At 71.3% G+C, this 18,845-nt stretch carries 17 protein-coding genes and 1 tRNA gene; 6 read left to right on the top strand and 12 right to left on the bottom strand.

Going from position 1 to position 18,845, the window contains the following annotated elements; translation table 11 throughout:
• The 5 genes from ACSNN8_RS12745 to ACSNN8_RS12725 all read right to left on the bottom strand — a co-directional run bounded on the left by ACSNN8_RS12745 (position 1) and on the right by ACSNN8_RS12725 (position 5,813).
• Positions 1 to 1,497 carry a peptidoglycan D,D-transpeptidase FtsI family protein gene (locus ACSNN8_RS12745; RefSeq protein WP_436649027.1) on the bottom strand — a complete coding sequence of 499 codons (1,497 nt, stop codon included), beginning with the start codon at positions 1,495 to 1,497 and terminating at the stop codon, positions 1 to 3.
• Positions 1,494 to 2,954: an FtsW/RodA/SpoVE family cell cycle protein gene (locus ACSNN8_RS12740; RefSeq protein ID WP_436649558.1), complete on the bottom strand. Its 1,461-nt coding sequence runs from the start codon at positions 2,952 to 2,954 to the stop codon at positions 1,494 to 1,496. Before ACSNN8_RS12740 ends, ACSNN8_RS12745 begins: the two co-directional genes overlap by 4 nt.
• 80 nt (positions 2,955 to 3,034) lie before the next feature.
• A complete protein-coding gene (locus tag ACSNN8_RS12735) occupies positions 3,035 to 4,531 on the bottom strand; it encodes a PP2C family protein-serine/threonine phosphatase (protein ID WP_436649026.1) in 1,497 nt (498 codons plus the stop codon).
• Positions 4,528 to 5,016: an FHA domain-containing protein FhaB/FipA gene (locus tag ACSNN8_RS12730; RefSeq protein WP_436649024.1), complete on the bottom strand. Its 489-nt coding sequence runs from the start codon at positions 5,014 to 5,016 to the stop codon at positions 4,528 to 4,530. The genes ACSNN8_RS12735 and ACSNN8_RS12730 overlap by 4 nt, the downstream gene beginning before the upstream one ends.
• Positions 5,017 to 5,021: 5 nt before the next feature.
• Positions 5,022 to 5,813, bottom strand: a complete 792-nt coding sequence (locus ACSNN8_RS12725) for an FhaA domain-containing protein (RefSeq protein WP_436649023.1) — start codon at positions 5,811 to 5,813, stop codon at positions 5,022 to 5,024.
• Positions 5,814 to 6,015: 202 nt separating this feature from the next.
• Between ACSNN8_RS12725 and ACSNN8_RS12720 the strand changes: the two genes are divergently transcribed.
• The 3 genes from ACSNN8_RS12720 to ACSNN8_RS12710 all read left to right on the top strand — a co-directional run bounded on the left by ACSNN8_RS12720 (position 6,016) and on the right by ACSNN8_RS12710 (position 8,006).
• A tRNA-Leu gene (locus ACSNN8_RS12720) sits at positions 6,016 to 6,101 on the top strand.
• Positions 6,102 to 6,500: 399 nt separating this feature from the next.
• A complete protein-coding gene (locus ACSNN8_RS12715; RefSeq protein ID WP_436649021.1) occupies positions 6,501 to 7,325 on the top strand; it encodes a WecB/TagA/CpsF family glycosyltransferase in 825 nt (274 codons plus the stop codon).
• Positions 7,326 to 7,394: 69 nt separating this feature from the next.
• The gene (locus ACSNN8_RS12710) at positions 7,395 to 8,006 is read left to right on the top strand and encodes a hypothetical protein (RefSeq protein ID WP_436649019.1); all 612 of its coding nucleotides are present in this window, start codon (positions 7,395 to 7,397) and stop codon (positions 8,004 to 8,006) included.
• Between the two features lie 4 nt (positions 8,007 to 8,010).
• Here the strand turns inward: ACSNN8_RS12710 and ACSNN8_RS12705 are convergent, their stop codons facing one another.
• The 3 genes from ACSNN8_RS12705 to ACSNN8_RS12695 all read right to left on the bottom strand — a co-directional run bounded on the left by ACSNN8_RS12705 (position 8,011) and on the right by ACSNN8_RS12695 (position 9,707).
• Positions 8,011 to 8,463, bottom strand: coding sequence for a hypothetical protein (locus ACSNN8_RS12705; protein WP_436649017.1), 453 nt, complete (start codon positions 8,461 to 8,463; stop codon positions 8,011 to 8,013).
• 174 nt (positions 8,464 to 8,637) lie between these two features.
• Positions 8,638 to 8,862, bottom strand: a complete 225-nt coding sequence (locus ACSNN8_RS12700; protein ID WP_436649016.1) for a DUF397 domain-containing protein — start codon at positions 8,860 to 8,862, stop codon at positions 8,638 to 8,640.
• Complete coding sequence (locus ACSNN8_RS12695) at positions 8,826 to 9,707, bottom strand: helix-turn-helix domain-containing protein (protein ID WP_436649015.1); 882 nt, start codon at positions 9,705 to 9,707, stop codon at positions 8,826 to 8,828. Before ACSNN8_RS12695 ends, ACSNN8_RS12700 begins: the two co-directional genes overlap by 37 nt.
• A 372-nt stretch (positions 9,708 to 10,079) precedes the next feature.
• Between ACSNN8_RS12695 and ACSNN8_RS12690 the strand changes: the two genes are divergently transcribed.
• Entirely contained in the window at positions 10,080 to 10,379 is a 300-nt protein-coding gene (locus tag ACSNN8_RS12690; RefSeq protein ID WP_436649013.1) for a hypothetical protein, read from the top strand.
• Here ACSNN8_RS12690 and ACSNN8_RS12685 read toward each other — a convergent pair.
• Positions 10,376 to 11,323: a PASTA domain-containing protein gene (locus ACSNN8_RS12685; protein ID WP_436649012.1), complete on the bottom strand. Its 948-nt coding sequence runs from the start codon at positions 11,321 to 11,323 to the stop codon at positions 10,376 to 10,378. The genes ACSNN8_RS12690 and ACSNN8_RS12685 overlap by 4 nt on opposite strands.
• Positions 11,324 to 11,420: 97 nt before the next feature.
• On the opposite strand from ACSNN8_RS12685, the gene ACSNN8_RS12680 reads away from it, so the two are divergent.
• Positions 11,421 to 12,881, top strand: coding sequence for a Hansenula MRAKII killer toxin-resistant protein 1 (locus ACSNN8_RS12680; protein WP_436649010.1), 1,461 nt, complete (start codon positions 11,421 to 11,423; stop codon positions 12,879 to 12,881).
• Between the two features lie 359 nt (positions 12,882 to 13,240).
• Here the strand turns inward: ACSNN8_RS12680 and ACSNN8_RS12675 are convergent, their stop codons facing one another.
• Both ACSNN8_RS12675 and ACSNN8_RS12670 read right to left on the bottom strand, forming a co-directional pair.
• The gene (locus ACSNN8_RS12675; RefSeq protein WP_436649008.1) at positions 13,241 to 14,707 is read right to left on the bottom strand and encodes a glutamate--cysteine ligase; all 1,467 of its coding nucleotides are present in this window, start codon (positions 14,705 to 14,707) and stop codon (positions 13,241 to 13,243) included.
• A gap of 150 nt (positions 14,708 to 14,857) precedes the next feature.
• Complete coding sequence (locus ACSNN8_RS12670) at positions 14,858 to 15,436, bottom strand: YceI family protein (protein WP_436649006.1); 579 nt, start codon at positions 15,434 to 15,436, stop codon at positions 14,858 to 14,860.
• Between the two features lie 102 nt (positions 15,437 to 15,538).
• Between ACSNN8_RS12670 and ACSNN8_RS12665 the strand changes: the two genes are divergently transcribed.
• Complete coding sequence (locus tag ACSNN8_RS12665; protein ID WP_436649004.1) at positions 15,539 to 16,024, top strand: MarR family winged helix-turn-helix transcriptional regulator; 486 nt, start codon at positions 15,539 to 15,541, stop codon at positions 16,022 to 16,024.
• Positions 16,025 to 16,395: 371 nt separating this feature from the next.
• Here ACSNN8_RS12665 and ACSNN8_RS12660 read toward each other — a convergent pair whose 3' ends face one another.
• Positions 16,396 to 18,789: an ATP-binding protein gene (locus ACSNN8_RS12660; RefSeq protein ID WP_436649002.1), complete on the bottom strand. Its 2,394-nt coding sequence runs from the start codon at positions 18,787 to 18,789 to the stop codon at positions 16,396 to 16,398.
• Between the last annotated feature and the right edge of the window lie 56 nt (positions 18,790 to 18,845).

Raw genomic sequence — 18,845 nt, 5'->3', positions numbered from 1 at the left:
TCAGTCCCCTCCCCGGCCCGCCGCCGCTGCCATGATGAGCCCGGCGATCCGGGCAGCCTCGGCGCTGGCGTGGCCACCGGGCACGTTCTCCAGCATGACGCACGCGGCGGAGACCGCCTCGCCCTTGTCGTTGAAGGCGAAGCCGATGAACCAGCCGTGCGGGTCGGCGCCCTCGGCGTTGTCCGCCGTGCCGGTCTTGCCGCCGACCTCCATGCCGTCGATCCGGGCGCGCTTGCCGGTGCCGTTCTCGACGACGCTGACCATCATCTCCTTGAGCCCGGTCGCGACCTGGTCATTGATCGGCGTACGCAGGACCTTGGGGTTGGCCGTGTAGATCGTGCGCAGGTCGGGGCTGAGCTGCTTCTGCACCAGGTAGGGGCGCATCTGCTTGCCGCCGTTGGCGACGGTCGCGGCGATCAGCGCGCCCTGCATCGGCGTCATCCGCACGTCGCGCTGGCCGATCGACGACTGGGCCAGCGCGCCCTTGTCGGCGCTGCCGTCCGGGTTGAGGATCTTGCCGGTGTCGCTCGCGGCGACCGGCAGGCCGCTGCCCTCGAGGTTGCCGACGGTCAGCTGGTCGTCGGCGAAACCGAACGCCTTGGCCATGTTGATGACCTTGTCGCGGCCCAGGGTGACGCCGAGCCGGGCGAAGCCGGTGTTGCAGCTCTCGGTCAGCGCTTCCTTCAGGTCGATCTGGCTACCAGGGCAAACCTCGTCCTCGGAGTTGCGGATGACCGCTCCGCTCTCCTCGTACTGGCTGCCCGCCTGGATCTCGGTATCGGTTTGATAACCGTTCTGCAGGGCGGCCGCGGACACGATCACCTTGAACGTCGAGCCGGGCGGCTTGGTCTCGGCCGTGGCCCGGTTGAGCAGCGGCTGGTCCTCGTCCTTGCTCAGCTTGTTGTAGGCGGCCGCGGCGGCCTTCTCGTCGTGGCTGACCAGCGGGTTCGGGTCGAAGCTGGGCATCGAGACCATGGCCTGCACGGCGCCCGTACGCGGGTCGATCGCGATCGCCGCGCCCTTGTCGACGCCGCGCTCGTTGTTGACCAGCTCCTTGTACGCCGTGGCCTGCGCCTTGGCGTTGAGCGTCAGCAGGACGTTGCCGCCACCGGTGTTCTTGCCGGTGAACATGTCCTTGACCCGGTCGGCGAACAGCGCGTCGCTCTCGCCGGACAGGAAGTCGTTCTCGGCGTTCTCGATGCCGGTCGCGGCCAGGCCGACCGGCCGGTAGCCGAGGACGTGCGCGTAGCTCTCCTTGCGGGGGTAGACGCGCAGGTACTTCAGGGCGTCGTCGGTGACCTTGTTGGTCGCCACGCCGGTGCCGCCCACCTCGATCACACCGCGCGGCCGCTCGTACTGGGCCACCACGACCCGGCGGTTGTAGTCGTTGGTGCGGTAGTCGTCGGCCTTGTACGCCTGAACCCAGTTCAGGTTCGCGAACAGCAGCCCGAACAGCACGAGGGTGACCACGCCGGCCCGTCGAAGTGGTGCGTTCACGGCTTGATCACCTCCGTCGGAGCGCCGTGCAGTTGTACTGGTGCCTTCTTGGTGCCGCCACCGGCCCGGTCGCCTCCGCCGCCGCTGGCCGCCGGTCCGCGCGCCGCGTTGGAGATCCGCAGCAGCATGGCGATCAGCAGCCAGTTGGCCATCAGCGACGATCCGCCGGACGAGAGGAACGGCGTCGTCTGACCGGTCAGCGGGATCAGCCCGGTGATGCCACCCAGGATGACGAAGATCTGCAAACCCAGGGTGAACGACAGGCCGCCGGCGACCAGCTTGCCGAACGAGTCGCGCACCGCCAGCGCGGAACGCAGCCCCCGCTCGACGATCAGCAGATAGAGCACCAGCAGCGCGGAGAGGCCGAACAGGCCGATCTCCTCGCCCATGCCGGCGAAGATGAAGTCGTTCTGCACCTCGGGCACGAACCGCGGGGAGCCGGCGCCGGGCCCGGTGCCGAACAGCCCGCCGGTGCCGAGCGAGAGCAGGCCCTGCACGAGCTGGTAGCTGCCGCCGATGCGGTCGTAGTTCTCGGTGGCGAACGGGTCGAGCCAGACCTGCGCGCGGTCGTAGAAGTTCGCGAACGGGCCGCCCACCGAGGCGCCCAGCAGGTAGGCGAGGTAGACGCCGCCGAAGAACAGCAGCAGACCGATGATCAGCCAGCTGACCCGCTCGGTGGCGACGTAGAGCGTGACCACGAACAGGCCGAAGTACAGCAGCGCGGTGCCCAGGTCCTTCTCGAACACCAGCACGAGCAGGCTCAGCAGCCACACCGTGACGACCGGGCCGAGGTCGCGCCCGCGCGGCAGGTCGATGCCGAGGAAGCGGCGGCTGGCGAGCGAGAGCACCTCACGCTTGCGCACCAGGTAGTACGCGAAGAACGAGACCAGGGCCAGCTTCGCGAACTCGCCCGGCTGGATCGAGAACGACCCGATGCGGATCCACAGCTTCGCGCCGTTGACCTCCGACAAGCTCCCGGGCAGCACGGCCGGGATCATCACCAGCACGATGCCGGTCAGACCCAGGGTGTACGCGTACCGCGAGACCACCTTGTGGTCACGGACCACGAGCAGCAGGATCGCCGCGAGGATCAGCGCGATCAGCGTCCACGCGAGCTGGCGGCCGCCGATGCCCGAGAAGATGCCCGGGATCGGCTTGCGCTCCGAGAGCGCGTCGCCGATGTCGAGCCGCCGCAGGAACCCCACGCCCAGCCCGTTGATCAGGGCTACCGCGGGGATGAGCACGGGGTCGGCGTACGGCGCGGTGTAGCGGACCACCACGTGCAGGCCCAGGAACAGGACGCTCAGCAACGCGGCCGGTACCCAAAACGTGGGGGTGATCTCACCGATGCGGCTCGCCTCGACGGTGGCGCCGTACGCCGCCACCAGCACCATGGCGAACGCGAGCAGACCCAGCTCGGCGTTGCGGTGGGTCTTCATCCCCGGGATACGCGCCATCTCGCCCGTGGAGGCGGGCGAGGAGGCAGGCACGGCGGGCGCGGTCAAAGAAAGATCCCCAGACGTGGTCGAGCCGAAGCTCAGTTGACGGTCCGGCACCCGACCGGATCGGCAGCGGGCGCGGGCTCGGCCTGAGCGGACGGCGTGAGGGCGGGCGCGGAGGACGGCAGCGACGCGGCGCCGGCGGCGGCGGTGCTGCCGGTTCCGACGCCACCGGCGGTGGTGCGCGGTGGGGTCCCGGCGACGGTACCGCGCGGCGCGGTGCCCGCGGCGGCGGTGTTGCCGGCCCCGGCGCTCGGCCGGACCGAGGGCGCGACCGACGGCGCCGGCGTGACCGGCGCGGTGGTGGGGGTGACGCAGAGCGGCTTGAGGTTCGGGTTGGAGGGGACGTCCTCGGTGAGCTCGGCGAGCATGCGCTGGGCGTCCGGCCGGTCGTTGGCGTGGATGCCCTGCTTGACCCTGTCCTGCGCGACCACGGTGAGGTCGTCGAGCCGCGACGGGCTGGTCTCGTTGACGCTGGACAGATCGAGGCCCGCGATCTCGCCCGGCACGCCCCGGAAGATGGCGAGCTGGCCCGCCTCGGTCGCGCCGACGTAGTACTGCTTCTGCGTGTATTGGTAGCCCAGCCACAGGCCGCCGCCGAGCACGCCGAGCAGCAGGAGCACGAGCAGCGTGGCCCGCACCGGGTGGCCCTTGGGCTCGGGCTCGGCGTAGCTGTCGCTCTCGGGTTGCGGCTGCGGCGGGCGCGGGGCCTGCAGCGCGGCCGCCCGCGCAGCGGAGGTGGAGCTGTCGGCGACCGTGTTGTTGCCGCGGTCGATCGCGGCGGCGCCGCCCACGATCGGCGCCTGCTCGACGATGTCGGCGTCGGTCGCGTCGGCGATGACCACGGTGATGTTGTCGGGCCCGCCACCGCGCAGCGCGAGCTGCACCAGCCGCTCGACGCACGCCTGCGGGTCGGTGATCTCGCGCATCGTCTGCGCGATCGTGTCGGCGCTGACCACGCCGGAGAGGCCGTCGCTGCAGATCAGGTAGCGGTCGCCCTTGAGCACCTGGCGCACGGAGTACTCGGGGTCGATGTCGCGGCCGTCGAGCGCGCGGGTGAGCAGCGAGCGCTGCGGGTGGCTGCTCGCCTCCTCCGGGCTGACCCGGCCCTCGTCGACCAGCATCTGGACGTACGTGTCGTCCTTGGTGATCTGGGCGAACTCGCCGGCGCGCAGCAGGTACGCCCGGCTGTCGCCGATGTGCACCATGCCGAACTTGCTGCCCGAGAAGAGCACCGCGGTCAACGTGGTGCCCATGCCCTCGAGCTGCGGGTTGGCGTCGACGGTGTCGCGCAGCTGCTGGTTGGCCGTGCCCACCGCGTGGCGCAGCGCATCCACCAGAGCGTCGCCGGGGACGTCCTCGTCGAGCGGCGCCATCGCGGCGATGACGATGTTGGAGGCGACGTCACCGGCGGCCATGCCGCCCATGCCGTCCGCGACAGCAAGCAGCCGCGGCCCGGCGTAGACGGAGTCCTGGTTCAGGTCTCGGATCAGACCGCGGTCGCTCTGAGCGGCGTAGCGCAGGGTCAGGGTCATGGCCGTAACTCGAGAGAAGTGCGACCGATGCGGATCGGTACGCCAAGGGGGACGGGAGTAGGTCCGGAGACCTTACCGCGGTCGAGGTAGGTGCCGTTCGTCGAGCCGAGATCCTCGACGAACCACTGGCCGTCCCGCGGCACGAGCCGCGCGTGCCGGGCCGAGGCGAAGTCGTCGGTGATGACGAGCGTCGAGTCCTCGGCACGACCGATAGTGATCGGCGCTTCGCCCAGCGTGATGCGCGTGCCGGCGAGCTGGCCGGCCGTCACCACGAGTTGGTTGGCCGCCTTACCGCGTTTCGCCTTCGCCGCGGGCCGGCCCGCCGGAGGCACCGCGCCACCCACCCCCCGAGGGCTGGCGACGATGCTCTTGGACCGGACCCCAGCGAAGAGATCCCGGCGGATGACCCCCACCACCGTGAACACGAAGATCCACAGCAGGATGAGGAAGCCGAACCGGGCGACGGTGAGGACGAATTCGGGCAAGGTGCCTAGCCGTCCACTCGGAACGTCAGGGTGGTGGTGCCCAGCTGGATCATGTCGCCCGGGTTGAGCGCCACGGCCGACACGCGCTGACCGTTCACCATCGTGCCGTTGGTCGACCCCAGGTCGGTCAGGACCACCTGGTTGCCGTCGTAGTCGAGCCGGGCGTGCCGGCGCGAGATGCCGACGTCGGGCAGGCGCAGGTTGGCCTGGTCGCCACGGCCGATCACGGTCGAGCCCATCTGGAGCGGGTAGGTGCGCCCGTCACCGGAGATGAGACCCACGCCACCGCGCCCGTTCGGCGCGCCGCCGCCGTGCTGCGGGTAGCCACCCGGCTGCTCGTAGGGCGGGTACTGCGGGCCCGCGTCGTACGCCGGCTGCTGCACCGGGGCGACCTCGCCGCCGGTGTAGACCTCGGCGGTGACGCGGAACATGCCCGTGTCGAGCCCGTCGCCCCGCTCGATCTCGACGATCACGTCGCCGTAGACCGTCCACGCCTGCTCCCCGATGAACTCGGCCTGGGACTGGGCCAGCTCCTGGGCGAGCGCGGCGGCGTAGGGCGCCAGCCGGCTGTGGTCGTAGGGCGACAGGTCGATCACGTAGCGGTTCGGCACCAGCGTCCGGCCACCGGCAAGGATGGCCTTGTGCGCCTCGGCCTCCCGCTGCATGGCATTCAGAATCTCCACCGGGTGCACGACACCCTTGAACACCTTGGCGAAGGCCCCTTCGACAAGGCCTTCCAATCGCTTCTCAAAGCGCTGCAGCACGCTCACCGGCTCCTCCTCGGCTTCCGAGGACATGATGGTATCCGGCCGCCGCTTGCGCATCCGTTGCTCAAGCACGACCGGCACTTCTGACCCTCGTATGACGCCCCTCGACGCCGTGATAGTGTTCCCTGGCGTCGAGGGCGATATCAACTCGCTTGGTGACGTGCGACAGCGTAGTCTGTCGCAGCCAGTAACAAAAAGGCAGGCCTCCGGGCGGCCTCATAGCAAGTGCCACGGGGATGTGGCGGAATGGCAGACGCGCACGGTTCAGGTCCGTGTGTCCGAAAGGACGTGGGGGTTCAACTCCCCCCATCCCCACCAGTCGCAAGCGCCGGGTGTCCGTGAGGACCTCGGCGCTTCGTCGTTGTCCGCCCTGTCGGCGCGGTGGCTTCAGATGGGGGATTTGTCACTCGCGGCTGGGGCGGCCGGACGTGCGGCGTGTCACTCTCCGCAAGCCGCCCTCGGCCGTCGTCAGGGGGAAGGTTGCGCTGAGTGACTTGGTCACAGTGCTGTATCAACCTGCCTGTGGACAACCCGCAGCGCCCTTCCCCGAGCCCCTAGGCTGTCACCCGCCCCGGGTGGGAGGGGGTTCGGGATGGCGTTACATGGCGCGATCTTGAAACGGCTTCCGTCGTCCACACCGATCGGGTGACCGGGGGTCGCTCGCTATGCTCGGCGGCGGAAAATTGCCGGTGTGACGTCGACCGCGAGGATGCATCCGTGACTGCCAACCAGGCCGCAACCCAGACCGGCAAGCGCAGCGTGCTCGGCGTTCTCGTCGACGTCACGACATACGCCGAAGCCACCGCCCGCATCCTGGAGGCCGCTCGCGAGCGCCGCCCCTACGCGGTGACCGCGCTGGCCGTCCACGGCGTCATGACCGGCGTGCAGGACAGGGCGCACAACGCGCGCCTCAACTCCTTCGACCTCACCACACCCGACGGTCAGCCCGTTCGCTGGGCGCTCAACCTGCTGCACCACGCCGGCCTGGCCGACCGCGTCTACGGCCCCACGCTGACGCTCAAGGTGGTCGAGCAGGCCGCCGCCGAGGGGCTTCCCATCTACTTGTACGGCTCCACGCAGCCCACCCTCGACCGGCTGGTGCCCGCGCTGGAGAAGATGTTCCCCGCGCTGAAGATCGCCGGCGTGGAGGCGTCGAAGTTCCGGACGTCGCACCCGGGCGAGGCGCAGGAGATCGCCGAGCGGATCAAGGCGTCGGGCGCGCGCATCGTGCTGGTCGGGCTCGGGTGTCCGCGGCAGGAAATCTTCACGTACGCGATGCGTCCATTTCTTGACATGCCGCTGCTCGCGGTCGGCGCCGCGTTCGACTATCACGCCGGGCTGCTCAAGAACCCGCCCGCGTGGATGCAGAAGTACGCCCTCGAGTGGCTGTGGCGCCTGGGGCTGGAGCCCAAGCGGCTCTGGAAGCGATATGTGCTGCTCAACCCCGCCTACCTCGCCCGGCTCGCGGCGCAGCGAAGTGGACTGTGGAAGGCGACGCCGCCCGCGCCGGCCACCGAGCCGGTGACGACCTTCGCCGTCTAGGGGTCACGACCGCGGTTTCCCCTACGGGCCCGGTGGGGGCATAACCCGGTTTCGCCTCAGCACGCCGAGGTGAACGCTGTCGATGTGAACATCGTCGCGGACCTCATCCTCGCCGGCGCCCTCGTCGTCGTCTGGCTCCTGGCCGGGCTGCTGGCCGACGCGTTGCCGTCGGCGCGTTCGGCGCTGGAACTGCGCCGCCGCGCCGGTCTTCTCTCGGCGCTCGTCGCCGGCGGCGCGGCGGTGTTCGTCGCCGTGCCGGTGGTCACCGCGCTGCTGCCGGGTGAGTCGGCGGCCCCGGCCGCGGCTCTCGTGCCGGCCGTACCGGCCATGGTCGTGCTCACCGCGAGCCTGCGCCGGCTGACCCGGGTGCGGCGGGGCGCGGGAGCCTTCGCCACCGCGCCGCAGACCCCGGTGCCGCCGGCCCTGCGCGCGGCCGCCGCGCACCCGCTGATCCTGGTGCCGTTGCAGGTCACCGGCCTGGCGGCGCTGCTCGGCCTGCCGATCGCCGGTGGGGTGGTCGAGGTGCCGGGCGCCGACTTGGCCGGCATCGCGATCACGGTGGTGGGTGTGGCCGTGCTGGCCATCGGCGTACGCGCCGGCCTGCGGCACAGCCGCCTGAGCCTGCAGGCCCTGGCGCCGATCACCCGCGGGCGGCCGCGGGTGCCGGTCGACTCCCGCTGAACGGTCAGCCCTTCTTGGCTTCCTGCACATAGAGCAGCTCGAGGATCGAACGCGCCGCCTCGAACCACCGGTCCAGCCAGTCCGACGGGGGCAGGGTGCCGCGGGCGGGCAGCTCGAGCAGCAGTCCGCGCAGCAGCGGGTGGTCGGCCATCGACTGCGACGACCCGGAGTCGGGCCAGCCGCTCGACGGGAACACGGGCTCGGTCAGCCCCTGCAGGTCCAGCGACGGCAGGCTGGCCGCCCGGTCGAGGGGGCTGGTCGGCTCGATGCTGTGCGAGCGGCCCGGCGACCGGGTGGGCAGGCCCGAGGAACTGCTGCGCGACACCAGCTCGCCGTCGGTGGGATCCCCGGCCAGCGCGGCCTCGCGCCGGTTCTGCCGGTACGCGCTGACTCCTCCGCTGAACCGGTCCTGCGCCGTCGAGGAGCCGCTGCTGAGGTTTTCCGAACCAATCGTCATCTGTCTGCCTTGCCTCGCTCGGGGGGAAGCGACTCCGCGGGGAAAGCAGTCCCGCCGGTGTCGCGCGGTCCGGGCCGCGTTTTGCCGTTCAACGAGGCGAGCGGGGAAATGACTACGGCCGGCTCTCCCGCCCCGGGGCGGGAGGACCGGCCGCTCGGCGACGGACCTCGAGGCTCAGAGGTCGAACTCGCCGTCCTTGGCGCCGCCGACGAAAGCGTCCCACTCGGCGGCCGTGAAGATCAGAGCCGGTCCCTGCGGGTTCTTGGAGTCGCGCACCGCGATCACCTCGTCCACGAACGCCACCTCGACGCAGTTGTCGGAGTTCGGCCCGCTGCGGGTGCTCTTGAACCACTGCGCCCGGCTCAGATCGATCCGGAAACCCTTCGCTTCGACTTCCACAATGGCTCCTCTGCCAGCATTTGAATCATCCCGATGGACTCCTCCGGAGGGAGGGCCGACGTCCGGATGGCGTCGAAGATGGAGATGTACTTGCTGAGCTCCTCGGCCTTCTCGAGAAACAGGCCGCCCGTTGCGTTCTCGGTGAACACCACGTCCGCGTCGCCCTCCTCCTCGAACTCGAGAATGGCGAACGTGCCGTCCATCCCGGCGTGCGCCCCCGCCGCGAAGGGCAAGATCTGCAACGTGACGTTCGGCAGCCGGGCCACGTCGATCAATCTGGCTAATTGATCAAGCATGACCGCGTCGCCGCCGACCGGCCGGCTCACCACCGCCTCATCGAGCACCACCCAAAGATCAATCGGATCGTCCTGAATCAATAACGACTGGCGCTCCATCCGGACGCGGACCCGGCGCGCGATTTCCTGGTCGGTGTCCCCCAGTCGGGCGGCCCGAATCATCGCAATTGCATACTCTTCGCTCTGCAGCAGACCCGGAACGACCTGCGACTCGTACGTCCTGACCGATCTTGCTGCAGCTTCCAGGCCGACGTACGCTCCGGTCAAAACGGTCGAGAAAGGATGCCACCAACCCTTTTGCCGCGCTTCTCGGGCAATTTGGACAAGTTCGCCCTTGACCTCGTCGGCCACGCCGTAGATCTCGAGCATGGCTTGCACATCGCCGGGGCTCGCACTGGTATTTCCCGTCTCAATTCTGGACACTTTGGACGTGGAGAAACCGAGTCGATCCGCCACGACGTCGATCGTGACCCGGGCCGCCTCCCTGTGCCGGCGCAGCTCGACCCCGAGGCGGCGACGCCGAATGGTGGGACTGCGATGCTGATTCACGACACCAGTCTCCTGTCGATCATTTAACGATTCAAGTTGACGGCGCCTACCGACTGGTAATCACTAAGGGCTGACATGCAACTTGCATCGACCGGACTCGTGGTGCAATCTTTTCGGTATGGCCGACGTCACTCGGCTCGGACGGGTGACATGGCGGCGGTCCCGCAGGAAGCGCACATACACCACCGTTTACGGGGTACCAATCCCTCGGTTTGTCCGACGTGGACTGATCCACTTCGGGCCGGCCGGGAGATCGGTGACGGTGACGTTCCGCAACGCTTTTGGTGATTGGCATCATGGAAAGCTTGCAGAAGCGTTTACGCGGGGCACACTTGGTGCTTTCGTGTCAAGACTTTCAGGGCAGGAGACGACGTGCTTCCTCGGTCCGGTGATGTCATACACGTGACGAAGGCGGCGAGCGTCCAATTCGCAGCGCCGATGCTGTTCCGTGTCATCCGGGTCCACGACTGGCCGACGTACGAGGGCTGGATCTGGCTGGACGGCTATGAGCTGAACGCATCCGGGGACGCGGTGGAGCGCAGGTCGATCTTCGTCCAGGTCAGCGGCCTGCGGGCCGTCGGCAAGGCGCCCGACCCCCGCGCCCGCAACGGCCGCCAGCCGGGGCTGGGCAGCGGCCCGATCCCGGCCCGCGCGGTCCGCACCAACCGCTAGTTGCCGCCCGCGCCCGCGCCGTCCGTGGGCTCGGTGGTGGCCGTACCCGTCGGCCCGGTCGTGGCATCGGCCGCGACCACCAGCGTGACCGTGGTGTCCGGTGGTACCTCCTGCCCCTCCACCGGATCACTGTCGATCACCGTTCCGCCCGGCACGTCCGGCGCCTGGCGGAAGATCAGGCGGTAGTTCAGCCCCATCGACCGCAGCGCGAGCTGCGCCTCGGGCAATGCCAGGCCGCGCAGCGCCGGGATGGTGACCTCGCTGCTCGTCGGCTCGGTCGTGGTCGGCGACGGCTCCGGCGAGCTCGTGGTCGGCGACGGGCTGGGTGACGACGTCTCGGTCGTGACGGTCTCGGTGGGCGCCACCACGCTGCTCGTGACCGGCGCGCTCGTGACCGGCGCGGGAGCCTCGTCGCCCGAGGAGTCCGACACGATCAGGTAGATGGCCCAGCCGAGCACGGCGAGCAGGATCAGCGCGATGATCCCCACGACGATCGGCATCCACCAGCGGTCGCGCTGGGCGGGCGGGGCCGACGCGGCCCAGTCCACCTCGGGATAGCCGCGGCCCGGCTGCGGAGCGCGTACCTCGGCTCGTCCCTGCCAGGCGGGGTTGGCCCGGCTGGCGGCCCAGTCGTCGTCGCCCACCGGCGGCATGATCGCGGTCGAGCCGGGCTTGCCGGCGACCACCGTCGGGTCGTCGCGGACGGGCGGCACCCGGCGTACGTCGTCGAGCGTGTCGTCGTCGCGGCTGCCCTTGCCCGGGAACGTGTCCTCGTCGTCCGGCGGCGGAACCGCGGCGCGGCCCATGGGCGCATCGACCGGGGCGCCGTCGACCTGGGTGGCGTCCAGGTTCGCCGGCTTCTCCGCCGCGGGCTTCCCCGCCGGGGACGGGCCGTCGGCGTCGTCGGGCGAGAAACGTCGCGTCTCGTCGCTCTCGTCGGACATCGCCACTCCTCCGGCTAGGTCACCCGCACGGGTCAACGTATCGAATCTTGCGGGACATGTCTGGCCTCCGCAGGACAAACACACCAGGTGGCGACGGATGAAACCCCCGTACGAGCAGCGGCTCGCCGATTCGCAGGCGTCCGCACGGGCCGCTACAGTGCGGCGCATGGCCGACAAGGGCTGGACGGCACGGATAGCCACCGCGGCGGGCGCTGCCGCCGGTGCGGGCGCCGCACAACTCGGCCTCGGCTACGGGTTGGGCGTCGTCGTCTGGCCCGTGACCGCCGCCTCCGACGACAGCGCCTGGCTGGGCAGCCTCGGCTGGGCCACGTGGATCGCCGCGAGCGCCACCGTCTTCGGGGCCGTGCTCGGCAGCCGCTTCCGCGCAGGCCCCGGCCACCGCACGAGCGGCCCCTGGCGTTTCGCTCTCGCCGCGTGCGCGGCGGTCGGGGCAATGGTGACGGTCGCGCTGGTCGCGTTGCCGGCTCGTGCGGCCGTACGGGCCGACACGTTCTCGCCGCAGGTGATCGCCGGCGGCTACGCGGTCGTCGGGCTCGTCCTGGGCCTGTTCATGGCGTACTGGGCGGTGTCGTCGCGCCCGGTCGCGGCCAACCTGATGGCCACCGGCGCCTGGCTGTGGGCGCTCGCCATCGCCGGCATCGTGGTCGAGCTCGCCGTGCACCGCGACTCCGCCACCTACCTGACGAGCTGGCAGTTCGCCGAGGTCGCGAACAGCGGCCGCTACGGCACCATCTACTGGCCCAGTGCGCTGCTCACCCTGACCGCAGCCTTCCTGATCGGCGCCCTCGCCGCCGCCCCCGCCACCCGCCGCGGCGACCTCGGCACCGGCGCCGCCACCTCGGGCATCGCCGGCCCGCTGCTGGTGGCCGCCGCCTTCCTGGCCCTCGCCCCGCGCCTCACCGGCGCGCTCGGCCCCATCGAGTCGGCCTACCTGATCGCCCCGTACGCCGTGCTGGCCGGCCTGGCCGGCTCCGCCATCACGGTCGCCGCCGCCCGTACCTTCGCCGCTCGGTCACCTCGCGGCGCTGCCGCGTCCCGCACCTCTGCCGCCTCCCGCACCTCAGCCGACGTCCGCACTTTGGCCGACCGCACCTCGGCTGACCGCACCTCGGCTGACCGCACCTCGGCCCGTGCCTCGGCTGCCCGCGCCGATTCGTTCGCCGGTGGCGATTCGTCCGCCGCCCCTGCCGACCCGGCGACGACCGCGACCGGCATCGCCGCAGTGCCTGCCGTTCCCGCCGCCGACCTCACCGACCTGCCCCTCCAGACGAAGCCGCCCAAGAAGAAGTTCTTCGCCCGCCCCGTCCCCCGTCAGGCGGCCAACGGCTCCTCCACGGATGCCACCCCCGCCTCGCCGCCCGCGCATCCCACCAACGGCCACCCGGTGGACCCCGTCGCCGACGCCGCCCCTGCTCGCCCGCGGCCCAGGCCGGCCCCCGCTCCCTCCTCCGGCAGGCCCACCAGGTCCACAGTGACCCCACCCCCGGCCGAGCCTTCCGTGGCGCGGATCAACCCCGAGCCCCCCGCCGGAAGCTGAGCCGACCGCCCCTTTCGCCCCATTCGCGCGAGGCTGCCCTGTGGATCATCCGGTAGCGCCGCCGCCTCCCCCGCCCACCCGGGTGTGGGCAGCCTACGCGGCCGCAAGAGCCGGCGGCGGGGCCTGTGGATAACGCGCCTTCACGCGGCCGGCCAGAGGTGAACGGGCTCGCCGATGTGGACAAACTCACCCGTGAGGCGGTCGGCCGAGTGTGGACAAAACGCACTCGTCAGGCAGCCAGCCAAATATGGACAATTTGCATTCGCCAGGCAGCGGGCCGGGTGTGAACCACGCCTGTGAGGCAGCCGGCCGGGTGTGGACCACGCCGCCAGGCAGCCGGCCGGGTGTGGACCGCGCCGTCAGGCAGCCGGCCAAGTGTGGACGGGCTCGTTGGTGCGGTGCAGCTCCCAGTAGCGCAGCAGCATGTCGTGCAGGGCGGCGCTCCGGGTGGCTCCGCGGCTCTCCCCCAGGCGTACGGCCTCGGTCTGCCACGTGGCGCCGTTGCGGCCGAGGCGGCAGCGTTCGTCGATGATGCCGAGCAGGCGGTCGCGTAGAGCCGGCTCGACGCCGTACCGGTCCAGCCCGGCGTACGCCTTGGGCAGCAGCACCGACCGCACCAGCCGCGCCATCGGGATCTCGCCGTGGCCGGGCCAGTGGGCGGTGGCCTCGATGCCGGCGACCGCGCCGGCGTAGAAGTTGTCGCGCGCGACACCGAACGGGAGCCGGGACCAGATGGGCTGTTCCTCCTCGGCGAGCTCGCGCATCAGCCCGAAGTAGAACGCGGCGTTCGCGAGCAGGTCCACGACGGTCGGCCCGGAGGGCAGCACGCGGTTCTCGACGCGCAGGTGCGGCCGGCCGTCGCGGACGTCGTAGACCGGCCGGTTCCAGCGATAGACCGTGCCGTTGTGCAGGCGCAGTTCCCCCAGCCGCGGCACGCCGCCCGCGCGCAGCACCTCGACCGGGTCCTCGTCCTCGAGGATCGGCAGCAGCGGCGCGAAGAAGCGGACGTTCTCCTCGAACAGGTCCACCACCGAGGAGATCCAGCCCTCTCCGAACCAGACCCGGGGGCGTACGCCCTGAGCCTTGAGCTCTTCCGGACGGGTGTCGGTGGCCTGGTGGAACAATGCGATGCGCGTCTCGGCCCACAGCCGGCGGCCGTGCAGGTACGGCGAGTTCGCCCCGACCGCGACCTGGGCGCCGGCGATCGCCTGCGACGCGTTCCAGTAGCGGGCGAACCGGTCGGGCGGCACCTGCACGTGGAACTGCACGCTGGTGCACGCGGCCTCGGGAGCGATCGAGGCGCTGGCGCTCTGCAGCCGTTCGACGCCGCGGATGTCGAGGTGGAAGTGCTCGCCGCGGGCGCCGGCCATCTCGTCGTTGAGCAGCCGGTACCGCTCGTTGGCGCTCAGGTTGCCGCGCACCAGGTGGCCCGGGGTGAGGGTGGGCAGCATGCCGATCATGACGAGGCGGGAGTCGGCCTTGGCGGCGGCGCGGCCGAGCATGTCGAGCAGTTCGCGTTCGTAGTCGCCGAGCCCGCTGCCGGCGATCGATCGGGGCGGCGCGTTCAGCTCGATGTTGAACCGGCCGAGCTCCGTCTGAAACGCGGGGTCGCCGATCTGGGCCAGCACCTCGGCGTTGCGCATCGCCGGTCGGGCGTCCTCGTCGATCAGGTTGAGCTCGATCTCGAACCCGGTCATCCCCTCGCGGTCGCACCAGGCGCCCCGCTCGAGCAGCTGGGTGAAGACGTCCAGGCATCGGCGTACCTTGCGCCGGTAGGTGACGCGGTCCTCGGGCGCGAAGACGACGGTCGCCGGATCTTTGCCCACTGATCCTCCTGAGCGGTTATGTCGATCACCACTCTGTGAGCGAACGTGTGCGCTCGGTCTACCTTGCCTCACTCCCGGTGGTCGCGCCACACGACGACGAACCGCCGCCCGGCATGACCGGACGGCGGTTCGACAGTGGACTGTGTCGTCTCAGGCGCGGCGGATGGCCTCGCCCTCGATCTCGATCTTGATCTTCTTGCTGACCATGACGCCGCCGCTCTCGAGGGCCATGTTCCAGGTCAGGCCCCACTGCTCGCGGTCGATCTCGGCGGTCGCGCTGAAGCCGAAGACGCTCTGGCCGTACGGGCTGGTGCCCGCGCCCTCGAACTCGACGACCAGCTCGACGGGCTTGGTCACGTCCTTGATCGTGAGCTCGCCGTCCAGGACGAACTCGCCGCCCGAGTGGCTCTTGATGCCGGTGCTGCGGTACGTCATGACGGGGTACTTCTCGGACTCGAAGAAGTCGCCGCTGCGCAGGTGGTTGTCGCGGTCGACCTGGCCGGTCTCGATGCTCGCGGTGTTGATCGTTGCGGTCACCGAGGACTGCAGCGGGTCCTCGCCGACGGTGATGACGGCCGAGGCGTCCGCGAACTGGCCCCGGACCTTGCTGACCATGAGGTGTCGCGCCACAAAGCCGACCCGCTTGTGCGCGGCGTCCAGGTCGTACGTGCCGGCGGCGGGGATCTGCAGGCCCTCGAACGCGCGGGTGGTGGCGACGGACTCGGTCATGACTGTTCCTTCTCTCGAAGCGCGGTGACAGATGTTTGTCTGACGGAGCAACTATATGCCGCGCAATATTCCCTGTGTCAAGTGCCGGTGTAGACTGGCCCCGTGAGTACGGACCTGAACGACCCCCGCTTCACCGCCATCGGCCTGTTCGCCGAGGCGTACACCGGACTGACCGCCCGCTTCGCCGCCCAGTTCGAGGAACACCGCCTCTCCGCGGTCGAGTTCGAGGTGCTCATGCGCCTGGCCCGCTCCCCCGGGCGGCGGCTGCGCATGACCGACCTCGCCGGGCAGACGTCGCTGTCGACAAGCGGCGTCACGCGCGTGGTCGACCGCATGGACCGCGACGGGCTGGTGCGCCGCGAGGCGTGTCCGACCGACCGCCGCAGCTCGTACGCCGTGATCACCGACGCCGGCCGCCGCCGGCTCGACGACGTCCTCCCCGGGCACCTCGAGCTGCTGCAGCAGTGGTTCATCGGCCAGCTCGACCCGGCCGAGCTCGACGGCCTGCTCGGGTCGCTCCGCAAGATCCGCGACGCGGTCAACCCGTGCGCGACCGCCGGCAGCGCCGACGAACGCCCGGCCGCCTGACCAGCCCGCCCGAAGCGAGCCCGCCCGGCCGAGACCGGGACAGCGCCGGAAAAGCGAGCCACCCGACGAAGCCGCCACAAAGCGGACCGTGACCGGCACCGCCGGAAGATCTTGTGGAAACCGGCAGAACTACCGGCAGAACCGGCCGACGCGGCGGTCCAAACGGACAAATCTCCCGCGTTTCGGTTCGTGGCGCGGCTACTGTGATCCGCGCAGGGGGATGCGGCGCGACCGAGGCGACGGCGGGGCTTTGACGGGGGAGCTTCGTTCTCGCCGCGTAACTGGTTGGGGCGTTGCGACGGTCGGCGCGTGGGGGGCACGCAACGCCGGCCGTCCACGCCCGGCCAGGACCCCTCGAGCGACAGGCCGTCTCAGATCGTCCCGAGCCGTTCACGCTCGCGCGGCAGCAGGGTCAGCCCGTCCGAGCGGCACATGTCGTCCAGCCGCCGCACCGCCGCCTCGCGCTCGTCCGGGTCGGGCGTGCTGACGATCAGCCCCACCAATGCCTCCACGACGTCGCGCGGATCGTGGTCGCCCTCGTACGCCTCGGCAGCCCGCGCGAACGCCTCGGCCGCCCGCTTCGGCTCGCCCCGATGCAGGGCGACCGCTCCCTCGACCACCGCCGCGGGCCCGTCGGGCGGGTCGTTGTCGCCGGGCCGCAACTGGTCGCGCACGACGACCGCCTCGTCCACCCGGCCCGCCTCGGTCAGCGCCAGCCCGATGGTCGCGAGCAGCCGCCTCCGGTGCCCGGGGTCACCCAGCTCGGCCAGCTCCGTCATCGCCGCCCGGCCCAGCCGCACGGCCTCCTCGGGCTGCCCGTCGAGCCGCGCCACCTCGGCCAGGTTCGCCAGCGCCAGCGCCCGCAACCGCTGTTCCCCGCAGCGCCCGGCCAGCTCGTCCACCGCGGCGAGCCGGCGTCGCGCGGCCGGCAGGTCGCCCTGGCGGATCTCGTGCCACACCAGGTTGTTCTCGGCGACGGCCATGTCGCGGGCCTGGCCGCCGCGGCGGGCGAGCACGAGCGCCGCCTCGCCGTGCGCGCGGGCCCGTGTGTAGTCGCCGACGCTCATCCACAGGGCGGCAAGCTGCGCGTGCGCGGTGAGCTGGCCCGCGACCACGTCGAGCCGTTCGAACTCGGCCAGCGCCGCGGTCGCCGAGCCGATCTCCTCGCCGCCCGCGCCGTGCTCGCGGGCGAGCTGGGCCAGGCCGATGCGGGCCCATGCGCGGGTGGCCGGGTCGGCGTCGGCCGTACGGGGGTCGTCGAGCAGCCGGCGCAGCCACTGCCGTCCGGTGACGTCGCGCCCGCGGAAGCGCCACCAGCGGGGCAGCGCCGCGGCGATCCGCAGGGCGGTGTGCGGGTCCTCGCCCGCGGCGTACGCCAGCGCGGTGCCGAAGTCGCCGGCCACGTCGTCGAGCCGGCTCGCGGCCTCGGCCAGCCGGGTGCCGGTGAGGTCGGGCCAGACCTGCTCGGCGAAGTCGGCGAGCACCTGCGCGTGCCGCCGGCGGCCCTCGTCCAGCTCGCCCTCGGCGGCGGCGCGCTCGGCGGCGTAGTCGCGCACCACGTCGAGCAGCCGGAACCGGAACGTACGGTGCCCGCGGACGCTGAGCAGGCCCAGCTCCAGCAGGCGGTCGAGCAGGTGCACGACGTCGGCGCCGGGGTCGTCGATCAGCTGCTCGGCGAGGCCGATCGACCAGCGGTAGCGGAACATCGCGAGCCGGCGCAGCGCCCGCTGCTCGCCCGCGCCGAGCAGGTAGTAGCTGGCCGCCACCGCGTCGCGCAGCGAGACCAGCGGCTCCCGCGAGCCGGGCCGGTCGAGGTCGAGCACCCGGTCGCCGTACCGGTCGAGGATCTCGGGAACGGTGAGCACCCGGCCCCGCGCGGCCGCCAGCTCCAGCGCGAGCGGCAGCCCGCCGAGCCGGCGGACCAGCGGGGCGAGCGACGCGATCTCGTCGGACTGCGGCTCGGCGTGGCGCACCTGGCCGAGGCGTTCCAGAAAGAGCCTCGCCGCGGGGTACGCCGCCACCTCCGCGAGCGTGTCCGGGGTGCCGGGCGGCGGCGCGGTCAGCGGAGCAAGCGGCCAGACCCGCTCGGCGGGCAGGCCGATCGGGTGCCGGCCGGTGGCGAGGAACCGCAGCGCCGGTAGCCGTTCGAGCAGGTGGGTGAGCATCTCGGCGGTGGCGTCGGCGGACCGTTCGACGGCGTCGACGAACACGAGCGCGGACCGGCCGGCGAAGCGCGCGGGCAGGTCGTCGGGCCGGCCCACCCCGAACTCCGCGGAGATGCTGCCGAGCATCTCGCCGACCGTGCAGTTGTCGGTGACCACGATGCCGGCCACGCCGCCCGGATAGGCCGCGCCTACCCGGTGCGCGGCCAGGAACCCGAGGCTTGTCTTGCCGACGCCGGCGATGCCGACCAGCGTGATGCCGCGCGGACCGTCGGGCGCGGTGAGCTGGGCGGTCATCTCGGCGAGGTCGTCGTCGCGGCCGATCAGCGTGCCGGTGGGCAGCACCCGCTGAAAGCCTGTGGGCGGCAGGGCGTCCTCGCCTGCCTGGCCGCGGGCCGCCGCCAGGAACGCCTCCCGGTCGGCGCCGGCCAGCCCGAGCGCGGCGGCGAGCAGCTCGACCGTCGTGCGCTGCGGACGGGACGAGCGGCCGCGCTCCAGGTCGCGGACCGTGCGCACGCCGACGGCTGCCCGGCTTGCCAGCTCCTCCTGGGTGAGCTTGGCGCGCAGCCGCTGACGGCGCAGCTCGGCGTCGAAACCCCCCATGACACCTGAACTTAGGGTGGGTTCAGGCGGCCCGCGACCAGAGATCGGATCTTGTC

This window comes from Actinoplanes sp. URMC 104 (genome assembly GCF_051386375.1).
In the GTDB taxonomy this organism is placed as follows: Bacteria; Actinomycetota; Actinomycetes; order Mycobacteriales; family Micromonosporaceae; genus Actinoplanes.
The sequence above is the reverse complement of the archived record's forward strand: the minus strand, read 5'-3'. Positions and strand labels throughout refer to the sequence as shown.